The sequence below is a fragment of the Chloroflexus sp. genome, assembly GCF_034435895.1.
Classification (GTDB): domain Bacteria; phylum Chloroflexota; class Chloroflexia; order Chloroflexales; family Chloroflexaceae; genus Chloroflexus.
Map to the genome: position 1 here is coordinate 1 of NZ_DAOTWH010000110.1, position 18,151 is coordinate 18,151.

Annotated in this window: 13 protein-coding genes; 5 read left to right on the forward strand and 8 right to left on the reverse strand. The window is 58.4% G+C overall.

The annotated features are described in order from the left end of the window. The coding region (locus U9R81_RS06505; RefSeq protein ID WP_322494697.1) for a M15 family peptidase at positions 1–1,359 on the reverse strand (1,359 nt) is incomplete at its 3' end. Between the two features lie 759 nt (positions 1,360–2,118). Between U9R81_RS06505 and U9R81_RS06510 the strand changes: the two genes are divergently transcribed. The 3 genes from U9R81_RS06510 to U9R81_RS06520 all read left to right on the forward strand — a co-directional run bounded on the left by U9R81_RS06510 (position 2,119) and on the right by U9R81_RS06520 (position 5,887). After that, positions 2,119–2,880 carry a CAP domain-containing protein gene (locus U9R81_RS06510; RefSeq protein ID WP_322494698.1) on the forward strand — a complete coding sequence of 254 codons (762 nt, stop codon included), beginning with the start codon at positions 2,119–2,121 and terminating at the stop codon, positions 2,878–2,880. 227 nt (positions 2,881–3,107) lie between these two features. After that, positions 3,108–4,277: a DUF3048 domain-containing protein gene (locus U9R81_RS06515; protein WP_322494699.1), complete on the forward strand. Its 1,170-nt coding sequence runs from the start codon at positions 3,108–3,110 to the stop codon at positions 4,275–4,277. A 260-nt stretch (positions 4,278–4,537) separates the two neighbouring features. Next, on the forward strand, positions 4,538–5,887 hold the full coding sequence (locus tag U9R81_RS06520) for a hypothetical protein (protein ID WP_322494700.1): 1,350 nt from the start codon (positions 4,538–4,540) through the stop codon (positions 5,885–5,887). Between the two features lie 97 nt (positions 5,888–5,984). Here the strand turns inward: U9R81_RS06520 and U9R81_RS06525 are convergent, their stop codons facing one another. Further along, positions 5,985–7,187, reverse strand: a complete 1,203-nt coding sequence (locus U9R81_RS06525) for a phosphoglycerate kinase (RefSeq protein ID WP_322494701.1) — start codon at positions 7,185–7,187, stop codon at positions 5,985–5,987. Between the two features lie 54 nt (positions 7,188–7,241). Next, positions 7,242–8,600 (reverse strand): tRNA uridine-5-carboxymethylaminomethyl(34) synthesis GTPase MnmE, encoded by a 1,359-nt coding sequence (gene mnmE, locus U9R81_RS06530; protein WP_322494702.1) that lies wholly within the window; start codon positions 8,598–8,600, stop codon positions 7,242–7,244. 9 nt (positions 8,601–8,609) lie between these two features. Between mnmE and U9R81_RS06535 the strand changes: the two genes are divergently transcribed. Further along, positions 8,610–9,737 carry an alpha/beta hydrolase gene (locus U9R81_RS06535; protein ID WP_322494703.1) on the forward strand — a complete coding sequence of 376 codons (1,128 nt, stop codon included), beginning with the start codon at positions 8,610–8,612 and terminating at the stop codon, positions 9,735–9,737. On the opposite strand, the gene U9R81_RS06540 is transcribed toward U9R81_RS06535, so the two are convergent. The 5 genes from U9R81_RS06540 to U9R81_RS06560 form a co-directional block, all read right to left on the reverse strand. Beyond that, the gene (locus U9R81_RS06540; protein ID WP_322494704.1) at positions 9,655–10,248 is read right to left on the reverse strand and encodes an ATP-dependent Clp protease proteolytic subunit; all 594 of its coding nucleotides are present in this window, start codon (positions 10,246–10,248) and stop codon (positions 9,655–9,657) included. The two genes, U9R81_RS06535 and U9R81_RS06540, sit on opposite strands and share 83 nt — an antisense overlap. A 1-nt stretch (position 10,249) precedes the next feature. Further along, positions 10,250–11,818, reverse strand: a complete 1,569-nt coding sequence (locus tag U9R81_RS06545) for a response regulator (protein WP_322494705.1) — start codon at positions 11,816–11,818, stop codon at positions 10,250–10,252. Then, positions 11,811–14,693, reverse strand: a complete 2,883-nt coding sequence (locus U9R81_RS06550) for an ATP-binding protein (protein WP_322494706.1) — start codon at positions 14,691–14,693, stop codon at positions 11,811–11,813. The genes U9R81_RS06545 and U9R81_RS06550 overlap by 8 nt, the downstream gene beginning before the upstream one ends. Before the next feature lie 62 nt (positions 14,694–14,755). Then, positions 14,756–15,130: a response regulator gene (locus U9R81_RS06555; RefSeq protein WP_322494707.1), complete on the reverse strand. Its 375-nt coding sequence runs from the start codon at positions 15,128–15,130 to the stop codon at positions 14,756–14,758. Beyond that, on the reverse strand, positions 15,099–17,036 hold the full coding sequence (locus tag U9R81_RS06560; protein ID WP_322494708.1) for a histidine kinase N-terminal 7TM domain-containing protein: 1,938 nt from the start codon (positions 17,034–17,036) through the stop codon (positions 15,099–15,101). Before U9R81_RS06560 ends, U9R81_RS06555 begins: the two co-directional genes overlap by 32 nt. A 401-nt stretch (positions 17,037–17,437) precedes the next feature. Here U9R81_RS06560 and pgsA point away from each other — a divergent pair, with 401 nt between their 5' ends. Continuing rightward, positions 17,438–18,040 carry a CDP-diacylglycerol--glycerol-3-phosphate 3-phosphatidyltransferase gene (gene pgsA / locus U9R81_RS06565; protein ID WP_322494709.1) on the forward strand — a complete coding sequence of 201 codons (603 nt, stop codon included), beginning with the start codon at positions 17,438–17,440 and terminating at the stop codon, positions 18,038–18,040. The last annotated feature ends 111 nt before the right edge of the window (positions 18,041–18,151 follow it).

Genomic DNA, 18,151 nt, shown 5'->3' on the forward strand with positions numbered 1-18,151 from the left:
CGGGGGCGGCGCTGGTGGCTGGGCCGGTTGCGCCGGGGCCAACACCGGACGCGGCTGCCACGCCTGTACCTCAGCCGGACGCGGCAGCTCGCTCATCCGGCGCAACTCGCCATCTGGCCCGCGGTACAGCGTATCATACGCAAAGACCTGTAGCTCGCAGGCCGTTCCATTGATCGTCTCGCGCACCACCCCGCTCAGCGGCGTGCCCAACTTTAATGCCAACGCCCGCTGGTGAAACGGATCGGTAGGATTGTACGGAACACCGGCGACTTTGTACGTTTCGGCCCACAGTTGGGCATACTGCGGGCTAGCCGGGTCGGTTAAGCTGAGAAAGAAACAACCGGATTGCTGGCTCATCGGCGTATAGAGGGTGTCGCCAGCAAAGACTTGCAACGCAAACGTGCGGTCAGCCGTGACGTAATTCCCGCTCAGCGCCGGGCCAAGTTTGGCTTGCAGCGCCACAAAATGGAAGCGCCAATCGGCGCGAAACTCGGTCTTGCCCTCGAGCGGCGCGCGCGCCGCGCTCGCCTTCAACGCACTGCGATAGCTCGCCTCAATCAAGGCCCGGCTCACCCCGCCGGCAGGAATTGCGCCGATGTCTGGCCCCAGCAGATTGGCCAGACTCTGCACGGCAGCGTACTGCGTCCCCTCATTAAAGATCGTATCGCGAGCAAAGACCTGAAAATTATACGTCTTACCGTCCAGCGCCACCGGCGGCGGCTCATTGGGAGCCAGCGGCGCACCGAGATCAAACTTGCCCCAGTGGAGCGAAAAGGCTTGGTTGAGCCGCAATTGGCCGCCACGTTGCCGCCATGTCACCGTCGCCAAACCTACCCACAGCTCCTGTTCGGGCGAGCGCACGCCGCTGCCGAGAATGAACCCATCAGCAGGAATAACTGGCGGCGCCGGCGGCAAATACGGTAGCACCCGGCGCTTCCCACGAGCATCGGTCATCAGCATACCGATATCAGCCAACGACAGGCCGTGTTGCTCGGCCACCGCCGGCAACCAATCAGCCAGCACTGTGGCTTGTGCCTCGCTCAGATCGGTCAGCGTCGGCGCTGCAAGACTCACAATCACCGCCGCCCGGTCGAGATGATGCACTCGCCCCCGCCAAATTGCCCGGCCCAACCCATAACCGGCACGTGATGTAGCGACCAGTTGATGCAATACCCCATCCCGATCAAGGTAGAAATGGGGCAACATTGCCGCATCCGCGCTTTGGTAGGCGGCTAGCGCCATCGCGGCAGGCTGCGCGTCAGCCACTGCCACCACTAATGCCACCGGGCTGCCTTCGCGACTCCTCCCCGCCCGATCCGGTCTGCCTACCGCGATCGCCTGCACCCCAGCGCTGCTCATGGCACGCTCCATTGTTGCTAAAAAACATTCTCGGCTCATCGTAGCACAGGGTCATAGAGAAGGCAACGAATCGTAGCGAGACAGCGCGGGGAATGAAGGCCGATGAACCTGTCGCAACGCGAGCAAAGGCGCAGAGCATTCAAACGCAAAAGCGCCAAGAGCGCAAAGGAGTTTCGGGGTGAGGGCTAACCCACCGCGCGGGTGGCATAGCCACGAAAAGACACAAGAGGCACAAAAATGGACGATTGTTGCGTCTTTTGCGTATCTTTGTAGCTATTCAGCCCCATACCCTCACCCCCTGCCCCGCTCCCACTGGCGCGGGAGCGGGGCGCTGCTGCGTTCTGCGTGAGCCGTGCCTCTCCCGTCAACTCAGCGGCTCCCCTTCTTCCGCCATTAGGCGGGAGAAGGGGAGGGGGGATGAGGACCAGCCCGCGCAGCGGGCTTCGTAACCCTAGCCCGGCCCTGAAAGGCCGAGCCTATACCCCGCAGCAATCCCCCGCTTCAGCGCGCACTGCCGGTTAGGAATAGCCCAAGGGACTACTCGCAACATAGTATAAAAACCCTATTGCCCGCTCCATAGATTGGCTGGTAAATTACTACACAGATTGCGCCAATCAATGATAGAATTACGGAGCTACATCTCATGCGTTGATCTCTGTTCTTGTATCCGATCGTCGTCTGTTTCCTTGTCATGCTGTCACTACCGTCTAACGTCGTTGCCTCACCAGAAACGCCGCAAAGCCTGCCAAACACCATCTTTTGATCAGCCGCACAGTGCCGTACCCGCCCCTCTCATCCAATTGGCTAGAGCGGGTTAACGCCTACCGGACGCGGACCAGCGTGCCGCCGGTCAATGAAAGTAGCGAGATCAACAGCAACTGCTGGGAACATGCGCGCTATATGGCCGAAAATAACCATCTTACGCACGACCAAGACCCGATCAAGCCCTTTGCCTCGCCTACCGGCCAGATCTGCGCGAAAAAGGGCAATGCGTGGATTGGATGGGGTAACAGGTGGCAGCCAGCTGACGCAGTTGATAGCTGGATGAAATCGATCGGCCATCGCATCTGGCTGCTCTACCCCAACACGCCCACCTTCGGGTTTGGGTTTTACACCACTGCGACTGCAAAATGCAGAGTAAATAACGTGAACTGGCACTGCAACGGCGCCGCGCTCGATGTGCTCTCCCATTTTAACTACAGGGCTGATGCTGATTACCCCGGTTGGCCGGTGCGCTACCCCGGCATTGACCAAACCGATGTGCCGGCGACGCAATATCCGATTACGTTGCAATGGCGCTATTTTGGCAGTACGCCGGTGATCAGCAGCACGGTTCTGCGCGTTGTCGGCGGCAATGCCATTCCGCATACCAGCACCACCAGCTTGCCGGTCGACCATAAAGGGATCGCCGTCACTCCTACCGTCAATTTGCCCGCCAATAGCCTGATCGAAGTATCGATCAGCGGATCGTATGATGGGCAACCATTTACCTACACGTGGCAGTTCCGCACCGGGAGTTAATGATGGCCCGTCCTACCCGGTTGAGCAGGCTGTTAGGCATGGAATGCGGCAGTGAAACGGCTGCATTCCATATCAGGATAGGCACAAGAGGCCGCTTGCCCAAATCAATCGCGATCCTAAACCTCTGCTCGCACCAAGTCATTCAACTTGCACCCCGCCAAACTCATGGTATAATAAGCTGCCCGCGTTGTTCCGCCACGACTTGCGGCACATAAGGAAAGAGATGCATGAGGAGTAGCTTTTCTGCACTAGCCCTGTTGCTCAGTGTTTTGTTGATCAGCGCATGTGGCGCCGCGGCAGCCAATGAGCCAGCGCCACTACCGACAGCTATCGAGTTTGCCACCCGGCTGCCGGACACCCCGCAGCCAACAGCCGTGCCGACCCTTCCGCCAACAGCAACGCCTGAACCGACCGCTACCCCAACACCTACTGCCACCCCCGAACCGACCGCTACCCCAGCACCTACTGCCACTCTCGAACCCATCAGCGCACCGCTCGCCGTGCCGCGCGGTGCGGTCACTAGCCGGCCCTTTGCGGTGATGTACGATAACCATCCCAATGCCTACCCGCAAACCGGCATGGATAAGGCAGCCATCGTGGTCGAGGCGTTGGCCGAGTTCGGCATTACCCGCTACATGGCGATCTTTATCCCCGGTATTTCGCCCGACATCCCGGTGATCGGCCCTGTTCGCAGCGCCCGCTCGTATTATGTTGAATGGGCCAAAGGCTTCCGCGCGGTCTATGTACATGCTGGCGGTTCTCCCGAAGGCTTATTACTGGCTGAAACCTCGATCGAATTGATCAATATGGATGCGCTGCGCGGCAATGCCAGTAGGTATTTCTACCGCACCCGCGATCGCAGCGCGCCGCACAACCTGTATACCAATAGCGCCAATATCGCCCAGTTTGCCGCGGCAAATGATCGGCCAGTGGAAGGATTGGCAGAGATCGGGTTCACTTATTCACCCGAAGCGCCACCCTCCGAACGGCCAACCCAACAGGCGTTGCGCTATTTCTTCATTTACCGTGAAGCAAGCGTCGGCTGGCAGTACGATCCAGCTACGAATAGCTATCGCTATCTGCGCGGCAATCGCCCCCACGTCGATGCTGCCACCGGCGCGCAGTTGCAGTTCAAGAATGTTGTCATTCTCGAAGTGCCCGAACGGCCTATTCCAAATGATCCGAAAGGGCGCATCGAGCAGGATGTGATCGGCGAAGGCCCGGCCCGCATCTTCCGCGATGGCCGCATGATCGAGGCCACATGGCGCAAAGCGGCAGGCTTTGCTCCGCTCTACCTCATTGATGCTGACGGCAACGAAGTGCCGCTCGCGCCTGGCTCGATCTGGATCGCCGCTATTCCCGACCTCGCCAATCTGACGGTTGAGGGCGGGCGCTAACACAACACCCCGGAGCCCGTTGCTCCGGCTTGATTGGGCGGGCGCCGCCAAGTGCTGGCTCTGTTTGCCAGATCTACCGCTTACCACGCCATTGCGCCTTGTAATGCACCAAGCGGCGCCCGGCAGACGCACATTCAGATATCCCTACGGGGTAATGGTGGCGTTTACCTACGCCAGCATGCCCTACCACGTGGCGGCTGCCCCGCGTCTGCCCGGCACACTGTGCCGAATGCCGCCATAATAAGGAGGAAACAGACTGTATGAGAGGAAGTATCGTTCGCCGCGGCTTGATTGTCGCTGTGCTGGTCGTGCTCTCGACCGCCATCGCCCACGTACAGGCCGCCCCGACGACCGCACCGTCCCAACAGCCGCCCGTCGCCCCCACGTACCGCATCTTTGCCACTCGTGAAGGTCTGGTTGGCTACCGCACCGCTAATGGCCACATTATCCAACCCCGCGACCGGTTTGTGGCCCTGCCCTGCTGGTGCGCCCTCTCACCCAAAGGCACCGATAAGTTCAAAGTTCGTCTTACCTACAACGGCCGTTCCGTGGTAGTGCCAGTCTGGGATGTCGGACCGTGGAATACGCGCGACGATTATTGGAACCCGAACCGCCGCTACAGCGACCTGCCGGTCGGTATGCCGATGGCCGAAGCAGCTTACTTCCATGGCTACAACGGTGGCCGCGATGAGTGGGGCCGGCGGATCACCCTCCCCAATGGAATTGACATCGCCGACGGCACCTTCTGGGACGACCTCGGCATGACTCGCAGCGATTATGTCTACGTCACCTTCCTCTGGCTTGGCGAAGACCCCGGTCCCGGTGATGCGGTTGAGGTTGGTTCCAACCAGTTCACCGATGATGCTGCGCAAGAAACCGTTACCGCGCCCGAAGGCGCGTTCACCATTGATAATACCGATACCGCGTTTGATCCAGTCGGCAAGGATTGGTACGAGGAACGGTGCGGCTTGAATGGCCAGCATCAATGGATCTATTCCACCACTGATCCAGCCAAAGCGACCACTGCCGCAGCGTGGACTGCGCCAAACCTTAATCCCGGTTTCTATGAAGTCAAAGCCTATATCCCAACCTGCGGCAATCCAGCTACTACCAGCGCCCGTTACCGGATCAGCCATGCCGGGGCGACGACTGAAGTAACGCTTGACCAACGTTCAGCCAGCGGCCAGTGGGCCTCGCTCGGCACCTATTACTTTGGCGGCCCCGACAACGAAGAGCCACAGGTCTTCCTCAGCGACCTCACCGCTGATCGCGGTATGGCCGTGCGTTACGATGCGATCGCATGGGAACCGCGCAGCGATACGACCCCGCCCAACACCCAGATCCTTTCGATTACGCGCGCCGGCAATGGCTTCTTGATCAAGTGGGGCGGCAACGATGATATGACCGGCATCGCCAGCTACGATGTGCAGGTGCGGTTGTTGCCTGATGGCGGCTGGACAGATTGGAAGAAGGGGACAACCGAGCTGAGCGCGTGGTTTGGCCCCGATGAAGGCAAGCAGTTCGCCTTCCGCGTGCGCGCCCGCGATTGGGCCGGCAATGTCGAGCCGTGGGAAGAGGCTGCGCTCGCCGACACCACCAATGTGCCATAATGTTACAGGGACACGGCGTTGCCGTGTCCCGATGATCCCGTTCCGCCATCATGGGCTAGGGACACGGCGGCGCCGTGTCCCTAGCAATACTCTTCCTTTACTCGGCGTCTTGCAATGCAGCCACACCGGGCAGCACCCGCCCTTCGAGCAACTCAAGCGACGCGCCGCCGCCAGTGCTGACGTGTGACATCTGCTCAGCCAACCCAGCCTGCTCGACCGCCGCGACGCTATCGCCGCCGCCGACAATCGTGATCGCGCCGTTCGCCGACGCTTCCGCCATCGCTTGGGCAATTGCTCGCGTGCCGGCAGCAAACGGCTCCAGCTCAAACACCCCCATCGGGCCGTTCCAGATTACCGTCCGCGCCGCCCGAATCTCGGCGCTGTACAGCTCAATCGTCTTTGGCCCAATATCGAGTACCCGCCAACCAGCTGGCACCGCGTCAGCGTCAACCACTTGCCGCTGAGCCCCGGCGCTGAACGCATCAGCGATCACCACATCAACCGGCAAGAGCAGCCGCGCGCCACGCTCTTCGGCCTTGGCCATCAGTTGTTGCGCCACCGCAACACTATCCGGTTCCACCAGCGAGTCGCCAAGGTTCAACCCCTTCGCTAGCAAGAAGGTATTAGCCATCCCGCCACCGATCAGCAGCGCATCAACCTTGCCGAGCAAGTTCTCGATCACGCCAATCTTGTCACTGATCTTGGCGCCACCGATCACGGTCACAAACGGGCGCTGCGGATTGCTCAGCGCGCCGCCGATGTAGGCCAATTCCTTCTCCATCAAGAAACCGGCCACCGCCGGCAGATAATGAGCCACGCCCTCGGTGCTGGCATTAGCACGGTGCGCGGTGCCAAACGCATCGTTGACATACACGTCACCCAGCTTGGCCAGCTCGGCGGCCATCTGCGGATCATTCTTCTCTTCCCGCGGATCGAAGCGGGTGTTCTCCAGCACCAGCACCTGACCCGGCTTGAGCATAGCCACCGCTGCTTCGGCGGCTGGGCCGGTGATGGCTTCCGTCTTCTTGACCTCAGTCGCTTCTGACAGTAATTCAAACAAGCGCTCAACCACTGGACGCAAGCTATACTTTGGATCGGGCTTACCTTTGGGCCGCCCAAGGTGTGACATCAACACGACGCTGGCGCCGTGTTCCAACAGATACCGAATCGTCGGCAACGCCGCTCGGATGCGCGTGTCATCGGTAATCAGACCCTGATCATCGAGCGGTACGTTGAAATCAACCCGCACGAGCGCACGTTTCCCGGCCCAATCCACATCGCGGATGGTCTTCTTATTCATGCGCGTTCCTCCTTATTCGCGGTGTAACGGCACAATGCCATTGTAACACAGCGGCTACTTGCCGATGCAAAACCGGCTGAAGATCACATCGAGCAGGTCTTCGCCTACTGTCTCGCCGGTGATCTCGCCAAGTGCATTGGTGGCGCCGGTCAGATCGGCGGCCAGCAGATCGGTCGCCGCATTGGTCGCTAATGTCTCTTGGGCGGCGCGCAAAAACTCAACCGCCCGGCGCAGAGCGGCGCGATGGCGCGGGTTGCTGACCAGATGGGTTGTTCCCATCGCCGGTAACGTGCCGCCGAGCAACGTAGCTGCAATCGTGTTGGCGAGGTGATCGATTCCATGACCGTAGCGCGCCGAGCAGGCCACGACCGCCACACTACGCGGATGCTCCGGCGCCGGCAGCGGCGCGCTAGCCGGATCATCGCATTTGTTCCAGACAATAATGGTGGGCCGCTCGGCAGTGACTGACAGCATCGCCGCATCTTCGGCAGTAAACGGTTGCTGGGCATCGAACACTAACAATGCCAGATCAGCGCTGGCCAGCGCCGATCGCGCCCGCTCAACCCCAATCTGTTCCACTGGATCGTCACTAGCCCGCATGCCGGCAGTGTCGATCAACACCACCGGCACGCCGGCCAGATTGGCCGTCTCTTCGAGCGTATCGCGGGTGGTGCCGGGAATCGGCGTCACGATTGCCCGCTCGACCCGCAGCAAGGCGTTGAGCAAACTTGATTTACCGACATTGGGCCGTCCGACCAACGCCACCCGCGCACCGTTGCGGATCACTATCCCCTGATTGGCCCCGGCCAACAACCGCTCCACCGTCGCTAACGCTTGCGCCACTGGTTCAGCCACTGCCTGCGGCTCGATCCCCTCTTCCGGGAAGTCGATCAGCGCAGTGATGTAGGCCAGCGGTTCGAGCAAGGCAGCCCGCGCTGCCCGCACTTCCCGCGCCAGCCAGCCGCCAAGTTGGGCCTGCGCCACCGCCAACCCCGCGCTCGTCTGCGCCCGAATCACATCGAGCGTGGCCTCAGCTTGGCTTAGATCGATCCGCCCATTCAGAAACGCACGCATGGTAAATTCGCCGGGATTGGCCAAGCGCGCGCCGGCAGCTAAGGCCGCTTCCAGCGTGAGCTGTACCGGTAACGCGCCCCCATGGCAAGAGATTTCAACCACGTCTTCGCGGGTAAAACTGTGCGGCGCGGCCATAAAGGTCAGTAACGCTTCATCAATCACCGCCCCATCCGGCCCGATCACATACCCATAGCGCACCCGATGGCTGCGCAACCGGCCCGCCCGCGCCGGACGGAAGATCCTCAGCGCAATCGCTTGAGCTTCCGGCCCGCTGAGCCGTATAATGCCAATGCCACCCTCACCGGGAGGGGTCGCAATTGCTGCAATCGTGTCGCTCATTGAGGTTCCGTGCGTCTGCTGGCTACACTCTTCCGCCTGATCACCCTCTACAATACGCTCGCCAATCTGGCCGGATTGCGCGGCCTAAGCTGGAGCGAACGGCTCGCCATTCCGCTAGCGGCGCTGAGTTGGCGTCTACCGGCGGCAGACTGGCCCGCAGCGGTAGTCCTCGCGCTGCCGGCGCTCATCACCCATCTCGGCTTGGCGACCTTACGCCGGCGCGATCTCAATCCACGCCGGCAGCTCCAACCGGGAGTCTATGCCGATCGCTACATCACCCGGCTCGATCTCCCCGCGCGCCATGGCCCGGTGCCGGCCTTGCACATCGTGCCTCGCGGCGGCGCCGCCGCCGCCGTGCTAGTAACGCATGGTTCGGGTTGCGACAAAACTTTTTACGCATGGCGGCTGGTCGATGCCTTGATTGCGCGCGGGTTAGCGGTTGTGCTGATCGACCTTGACGGCCACGGCGAAAGCCCGCGCCCGCAGTCGTTCCCGCAGATAGTTGAGAGCGTCGCTGATCCGCTGGGTTGGCTACGAGCGCGCTACAGCCGGATCGGCGCGCTTGGCATGAGTTTAGGCGGCGCCGTGCTGGCTCGCGCTGTCGCCAACGGTGCGCCGGTTGATGCACTCGCGCTGTGGGAAGTACCGCCGCGACTTCGGCTCGATGCGCGCCAATACCGGCACGTACAGATTCGGGAAGCAATTGCCATTGTGCAACTGCGCATGCTGCATCTATTCCGCGACGGCGCCATTGACCACGTGATCAAAGCATGGCAGACGAGCGGCATCCGGGCCACGATCGGCACGTGGGATCTGTTCGATGCACTCGATGTACCGGGTTGCCTGCGCACATTAGCTCATCGCCAACCACTGCTCCCAACGCTGCTGGTCTATGCAGGCCGCGACGCTATCGTCCCCCCGGCGGCAGCCGCCGAAATCGCTGCGCTGGCCGCCGGTTGGTCCGAATACCATCTGTTGCCGTTTGCCAGCCATATCTCGCTGCCAATCGATCTTGCGTGTATCACCCTGACCGCCGATTGGCTCCGCCGGCAGCTCACCGCTGCTGCGGAGTCAGAATGGCATCAATCAAACCATACTCTACCGCCTGCGACGCGGTCATGTAAAAATCGCGGCTAAAATCAGCCTCCAACCGCTCGACCGGCTGGCCAGAGTGTTTGGCCATAATCTCGCGCAACAGCCGCTGCAACCGTAGCATCTCATCAACCGCAATCTGCACATCCGGCGCATACCCCTCGGCGCCGCCGCCTGCCGGATGCGAGTGGATCGTCGCATGCGGCAAGGCAAACCGCTTCCCCTTCGCCCCGGCGCAGAGCAGCACTGTCGCCATACTCGCCGCCCGGCCCACGCACACCGTGCAGATGTCAGGCGTCACGAGCTGCATCGTGTCGTAGATCGCCAATCCCGCCCGGATCACGCCACCCGGACTATTGATATACATCCAGATATCACGCTCAGGGTCTTGCTGCTGCAACACCAACAACTGCGCCACCACCGACGAGGCCAGCTCATCATCAATTGGCTCGCCGATAATAATCACCCGTTCTTTTAACAAGCGGGAAAAAATATCCCAACTCCGCTCACCGCGGCTGGTGCGCTCTACAATTGTTGGCACCGGAATTGAGGGCATGTCATCCTCTTTCTGATTGATCAACCAGCAAACAACTGCCGGTCATCGTCTTTGACTGTCGCTTCACGATGACTGCTCGCTGCGCAATCTCGTAGGGCTGCTGATACTGGGATGGCGCTACCGGCACAACGGCAATCGAGACACTCAGCAATGAATAACGGCACAGACGACCTTGCCGGTCGTGGCCGAAGATATAGCCCCGCTCGCGATCCTCTGCTGAATAAAAATAGGGGATCGTCGCGTCAAAGCGTTTGATCATTGCTTGACCAAGGCGTTGCGCTCGTTCCAACGTCGTCACCAACACAAAATCATCACCGCCGAGATGGCCCAGAAAATCGTCCGCTTCGCCATACCAATGAACGATGTCAGCCAAAAGCCGGACCGTATGGACAATCACCGCATCGCCCTTAAAAAACCCGTAGTGATCATTATACCCTTTAAAATGGTCGAGATCGATATACGCTACCGCAAACGGTTGCTGCTTCACCAGTCGCTCGTGAATCACTTGTTCGATCACAATATTACCGGGCAACCGTGACAGCGGGTTCACGCTGCTATCCCGCTCACTCCGGCACAAAATCGAGCGGATCCGCGCTGCCAATTCCGCGGCGCTGCACGGTTTCACGATATAGTCATCGGCGCCTGATTGCAAACTCCGCACCTTTTCATCCAGTGCACTGACTGCAGACAACACCACCACCGGCGCCAACCGTGTCGCCGGCGTAGTGCGCAGGGTATGCAATATCTGCAAACCATAGCCATCAGGCAACAAGCGACCGAGCACGACGAGATCGAAATGCTGCGTGGTCGCTAATTGCACCACTGCCGCACTGTCCGATGCCGTCACCACCACAAACCCGGCATCGGTCAATTGTTGGCCAAGCGTACCCCGAATCTCTGGTTCGTCATCAACCAAGAGAATCCGTGGCACTCCCCGTTCGCTATGATGTGCGGTCAACAAGCGCTGCACTTGATCAAGCAGCGGTTGGCTCAGATCGAGCAGCGGCACATTGCCGCCAACCAATGGGTGGTGGCTTGCCACCGCCGCCGCCACCTCGCGCGTTTCTGGATCGGTACGGGCTATCTGGACACAGGTAGACGGATCAATATCGGTGATTTCCTCAGCTATTACCAGCAAGCGTGGCCGGCGGCGACGGGCAAGGTCAAGGCCGGCAGCCCCGGTCGTTACGCGCTGCACCTCTAAGCCCGCTGCCACCAACGCCTGCGCCAGCCCGTCAAGCGTCGCCCCACCCGCCAACACTGCTAATCCTGAACCAATTGAAACGGCTGGCGATGATACCGGTGCAGCCGGGATCGCCGGCTGATACGCTTCAATTGGCACCCGCGCAACGATCATATTGCCTTCCACCTGCAACCGGCCAGTTAAGTGTTCGCTAAACTGGCGCAAGCGGGCCGTCGATCGTTGCAACGAGCCAATCAGATTGCGTAACCGCTGATCATCGCTCTGCCCATAGTAATGCGCCAGCAGGTCTACTGCACTCTGCAACGCCGTGAGCGGTGATGCAAGCTGATGGATAAACTTTTCCACTTCGGAAGGAGCCTTATTCATCACCACCCTCGCGTGTTTGCATAACGGATGTCAAAGTGGCAATAAGACGCTCAGCCGTAACCGGCTTCTCGAGAAACCCACGCGCGCCAAGATTGAATGCTTGCGCTGACGCATCAGGCCCCAAGTCATTGGCGGTCAAAATCACAACCGGGATCGTCGCCGTAGCCGGCTGCGCCTGTAACCGCTGCAACACTTCCAAACCGTCCATACCGGGCATACGCAGATCAAGCAAGACGGCATGCGGTCGCGAATGCTGTGCTAACTCTAGCGCTTCAACTCCATCACTGGCCGCGAACACCCGCATGCGATGCCGCTGTAAAATCCGCACCAACACCGTCCGCACATTCGGATCATCTTCAACCACTAGCACCAATGGCTGCGGTTCGGCAATCTGGCGGCGTATTTCGGCAATAATATCCTCGATCGGGCTATGAAACGACAAGACCCTAGCATCACGCAGGCGGCTTGCCCCCGGCGCATCACTGATCACGATCATCGGCACAATCCGGTAGAGTGGAACCGTGCGAATGTGACTGATTCGTTCATCGAGATCGCTAGGGTCGACTAACACCAGACAGGACGGCTGGCGCGCTGGCGCAGCGGCGCTGAGATCACGCACCTGCATTTGGATCACGTGCCAGTTTGGATCGGCTTCCAACGCAGCGCATAGCTTAGCGACCCACGGATGGGAGCCGTCGGCAACCACAATCAGCGGGAGTTGGCCTTCCACCGGTTGCGGCTGCACTTTCGCCACCGGCACCGTAAAACTGAACGTACTTCCCCGGCCAAGATCACTATCAACCCATATCTTGCCACCATGTAATTCAACTAACTCTTTCGAGATAGCCAACCCTAATCCAGAACCGCTTTTTTCGCGACTGATTGATTGGTCGAGTTGGTGAAACTTTTGAAACAACCGCATCTGATCGGCGCGGGCAATACCGATCCCCCAATCGCGCACGCTAAAGCGCACGACGTTCTGCTCGTGGGTGGCGCTCAGCAGCACCTGCTGCCCTCGCGGTGAAAACTTGATCGCGTTCGACAACAGGTTGATCACCACCTGCACGATCCGATCGCGATCGACTTCCACCAATGGCAAATTGGGCGGCACATTCAGCGAAATGGTCACGCTATACTGGCGCGCAAACGTGCGCAGTTCTTCCATAGCGCTCCTGCAGATCTCGATCGGCGCGATCGGCTTCGGCTGCAACTGCAACCGTCCCTGCTCGATCTTCGCAATATCGAGAATATCGTTTACTAGCCGAATAAGACGTTCGGTATTCGCTAGCGACACCTGAAGCATTGACCGTACCGGTGCAGCGAGATCAGGAGCAAGCCCGGGCTTGCCCCGCGCAGCGTCGCCTAACACCAGTTGCAGTGACCCCTGAATGCTGGTCAGCGGCGTTCGCAATTCATGCGACACGGTTGAGACGAACTCGTCTTTCAGGCGCTCAACTTCACGCTCGCGCGTCACATCGCGGAAGATCAAGATTCGCCCTAAATACTGCTCATGCCGATCAATCACCGGCGCTGAGAAGCAGTGCAAGCGGCGCGCCTCCGGCCAAATCACTTGAAACTCTTCATAAGTGCGGTCGGTTTCTGAACCCAACAGTTGCCCCAACCAAAACGTTAAGCGGGTACTATTGGCAAAGACACGGCCAAAGATGAGCAACAGGTCATCATACGACCGGCCCTTAAGATCGTGTTCGGCCACGCCAAAAAAATAGCAAGCCCGCCGATTGACCATCACAACCCGGCGCTGACGGTCAATCATAATAATGCCATCGTTGATCGTTTCCACCACTGCCTGCGCCCGATCAAGCTCGATCCACAAATGCTCAAAAAGCCGGGTATGCTCAATCGCGGCGCCAATTTGCCGCGCCAATAGGAGCAGCCACTGTATCTGCCGTTCACTGAACCGATGGCTTGGCCACGGCACTAACTGCACAACGCCAACCTGCCATCCACCGGCTACGATAGCCAGTGAAACCACACCAGTAATGGCATGCGAACGTAGAAATGCGTGTAATGTCCCGAATACCGGTGATGGTGAAGTATCTGTTGGCAGATAAGCAATTTTCTCGGCTGACTCGAGCAATGACGAGGCCAACGCTTGCATCTGCTGGCCAAGCTCGTGTTGCCATAACTGGTGCAATACGGTCGCAAAAGCCGGCAACGATGCGCTGATCGTCACCGTTTTGATCTCAAGCTGGCTGGTCTCATCATTGTAGAGATAGAGCGCACCGGCTACAGCGCCAACTGCGCTGACCAGTTGCTCGATCGCGACTCCAATCAGTTGATCGGGGGTATGGGTGTAGATCAAGGCCAGATCAACAAAGACATCAACTGGCAGCGGTTCCGGCTCACGCAGACCGTCAACCTGATCAAACCGCGCCTGAGCATGAATGGCATCATCGGCGAGAAATTGCAATACGCCGATGTGTTCATGGGCGACCTGCGCCTCCCATCCACAGATGCATAAACCCTGCAACGCGCCATTGGCCACGAGCGGCAAAATCGCAATCTGCGTTGGCGGCTGTTCAGGCCAGATCGCATTGGTCAACGCCAATGCCAGCGGTATTGATTGTCGATCAGGCGTAAAGAGCAGCGGTTGCCGCAACAACCGCAAATCATGCATCAAGTAATGCGGAATGCTAATCTGTTGCGGAGCCACGCCTGCTACTGGATCGGCCTGATCGTCAAATCGTTGCAATTGATCGCTGTCAGGCCCAAGCCGATAGATTAACGCTACGCTCGCCATAGCAAGGCTGCGCGCGCCATCAAGCAATGCCTGCCATACGCCCTCACGCGACGGGGTGCGATACATCTGCCGGCACAGGATGGCTAAAAGGTCTGATCGATCAGTCAATTCCACAACCGTTTACACCTGTTCGTCTGACGACCGATGCTTGGATAAGTAATAGAAGTATTCGATTATTAACACTCGCCGGCGAGCACTGATTCGACTTTCTCTACCAGTGCAAATACATTAAACGGTTTTTCAACCCAACCGAGTACTGAAGGTGGCAAGTGTTGCGGCAGATCCCGCACTCTGGGGCTGGCTGTGAGCAAGACGATCGGTATCTGACGCCAAACCGGATGGAACTGTAACCGCTGGCACAGCTCTAACCCATCCATCTGCGGCATCATGACATCGATCAACAAGAGATCAAAGGTCTGACGGGCAAGCTGCTCCAACGCTTCAAAACCATTATTTGCGATAATAACGGTATAGTTTGCGTCTTCGAGCACCATGCGCGTGATCAGTTGCAGATCGGGATCATCTTCGGCCAGTAGAATTTTCGCACTCATGTTCTTCCATCAACAAGATTTGGCGCGCTACCTCTTCAATCGCAATGCGCTGCTTCCGGTAAAAGTCCGACTCGCTCATAGCGAGGCGATGAGCGACATCGCGCACCGTCTGCCGGCGCAAAAATCGCCCTTCTAGCAGATTGTACAATAGCCACTCCTGCGCTGAAGGATCGATCTGATCATCAGGTCGCAAATTCGCGATCGCTTGCCGCAAGACGGCCTGCAAAGCCTTGGTTGGGCTGCCACCTTGCTCGGCGAGTACCCGCCGCACACTGCGCAAGCCAAGCAATGGGCTATCTGCCAGCTTTGGCCCGCCCCAAAATTGCGTCAGCGCATCTTTGACCAGTTGCGGAAAATCGGGGTGGAGCACAATGTCATCCTCGATCGCGTTTAAGGTGCTCGGTGTCGCTTGCTCTAAGCGTGAACTGAGTTGTTGCAACGACTGCATCTCTGGCGCTAACCCGCGCAGCGCATCAAAAATTTGTCGCTGCATCTGCGCCGTCGTCAGCGCCAACTCGATTTGGTGGGCCAACCCGGTCACCATGCGCCGCATTTCGGTAGACATCCCGCCGTTGCGTTGCAATTGATCGGGCGTGGCCTCAAGCCCGATCGCACCTAGAAAGACGCCATCAGGACTGCGCAACGGCAATAAGCAAAACGACCCGATCACCACAAACGATCCGCTATCCAGACTAGCGCTTACATCATACGGCATCGCATCAAGCTGCGGAATCAGGTTGGCAATCGGATGTTCGGTCACAAACCGGCGCACTTCGCGACGCGACCCCCATAAGGCTTTGACGCTAAATCCATCTTCTCCCGGCGCGATCACAAAGCCTGTCTTCACCCCCAAGGGGTTACAGATCGCGACGAGTGAGTTTTCGAGCAACGCTCGCAGATCGGCTCGGGTAAACATATTGCGCGGTAAGTTGCGCAAATAGTCGATCTCAGAATGGTCTTGGCGATAGATCAGAGCGTCAAGGTATGGTTTGGCCTGCGTCACAAAGATTGGCATTAAGACCGTCATCACCATCACCCCGAAGGTGATGAGCGTCTCTGGCGGCAAGCCAAGTTGCTGAGCAATGACCGGCACCGCCTGCATAAACAGAATCGTGGTAATGCCAACAAAGGGGCCGTATAACCACCACCGCACAAAATCTTGCTTGATCAGCCGCTCAGGGATGAGCATGCCCTGAAACGCCACCGAATACGTCATAATCGTGACCATCACGATCACGATGACACTGGCAATCGCCTGTAACGCGAGTATCAGGCTGATTGGCGCAGCGCTCGGCGAGGCAACTAACAAAAATGGGAAGACGCCAATCCCGGGCGCGGCAAAGGTCGCGCTCAGATAACTCAACCGCCGGCGTTGCGATGGCGTTAGCGCCGAGCGACGCACGGTCAAGATGGCGATCAACGCAGTTGCCGCTGCCACAACAAAGAAGACGACGTAAAACCAAAACAATGGCCCAGCTTGAAATTGGGCGACGGGGCCGCTTGGCATCCCGGTGTGAATCACTAAATTCGTGCCAAGAGCAACAAGGAGAAAGATGATAATACTGCCTAGATAGGCGAGATACACGCTGCGCCGCCAGCGTTGGGCGAGGGTATTGGCGTTGCCAAACGCTAACAGGGCATTCGCGAAGTGAATGTAACCCGCCGGAACCAAGACAATCCCTAACCATTGCGCCCTGCCCAGAAATTCAACCGTTTCCGGACGTTGCGCGCGGGCCAACAATAAATCACCGCTGTAGGCAATGATGACTCCAGCCAACAAAACACCAAGCGCGCGCACAATATCGCTGCGCCAGTTTTGCAGCACAATGTAGGCTAACAATGAAAAGCTGACAATCAATACTGCGGCAAACAGTACTTCGTTGATTCGTTCAAGCAGAGTGACCATATCGGTATGCGTCGCAGTTTATGCAATTACCACAGAGTACAAATGTCTATCGCAACAATGATGACCTGCATAGCGCAGCCAGCGAGGTGGTATCAGGTCACTCACTCACACCCTTATACGGTAAGGTAAAGACGTTGCGGTGCAACGTCTCTTCTCCAAGCAGCAGCATCGCTCCTTACTCACCTCGCACGTTGGCACTAGTCGCTGCGTGACAACCGGTGTTCGGCAACGAACCGTTTGGCGCGCTGAGCGACGTTGTTTGCCGGTCATAATGATTGATCTGAATTATACCATGGCAGGCAACAAAGGATTTCCTTTTTAAAATTATGTCAATAGAATATCAGAGACCCAGTGTGCTATAATCGAAGTGCAGAGTAAGGCGTAGATCCGAGTAGGAAACCATGCGACAGCTTCCCAATCTGCTGGGCCTTTTCCGCATCATTGCGACGCCGATTCTGGCATGGCTGGTGTTGGCGGCAACGCCAACCGCCTATCTGGGTGCGGCGTTCTTGCTGTTGTTGATGGCATTGAGCGATATGGCCGATGGCCGGCTAGCTCGCCATCTGAAGGTAGTTTCACCCCTTGGCATTTTTATCGATACGATCAGCGACAAGATTTTCGTTGCCGGTGTCCTTATCCCCATGATTGAGGTTGGACTACTGCCGTCATGGGTTGCCCTCGCGATCATCGTTCGCGAATTTGTTGTCTCCGGTCTCCGTTCATTCGCCGCTGCCGAAGGAGTCGTCATTTCAGCCCGTCGCTTTGGCAAGCAAAAGCTTGTGATTACGGTCGTGGCCCTAATCTGGCGCCTCCTTGCTGCCCACGCTGAAACCGGCGGTTTCCTCGGATCAATTGCTGGTGGTTTACTTACCCCGATCCTCAATCTCTGGCCTGTCCCAATGGCGCTTGCCCTCATCTGGACGATTGGCTCCGGGATTGAATATCTCTGGCAAGCATGGCCGCTGCTGCGCCGGGGTTGGTCACCCCGCCCCTCAGAACGATAGCGTCTTCGTTCAGATATGTTGCTCACCCAAAACGCATAACCCCCGCTAGCACAGCTAGCGGGGGTGGGGCTTAAGTTGGTAGCGGCGGCAGGATTCGAACCTGCGACCTTC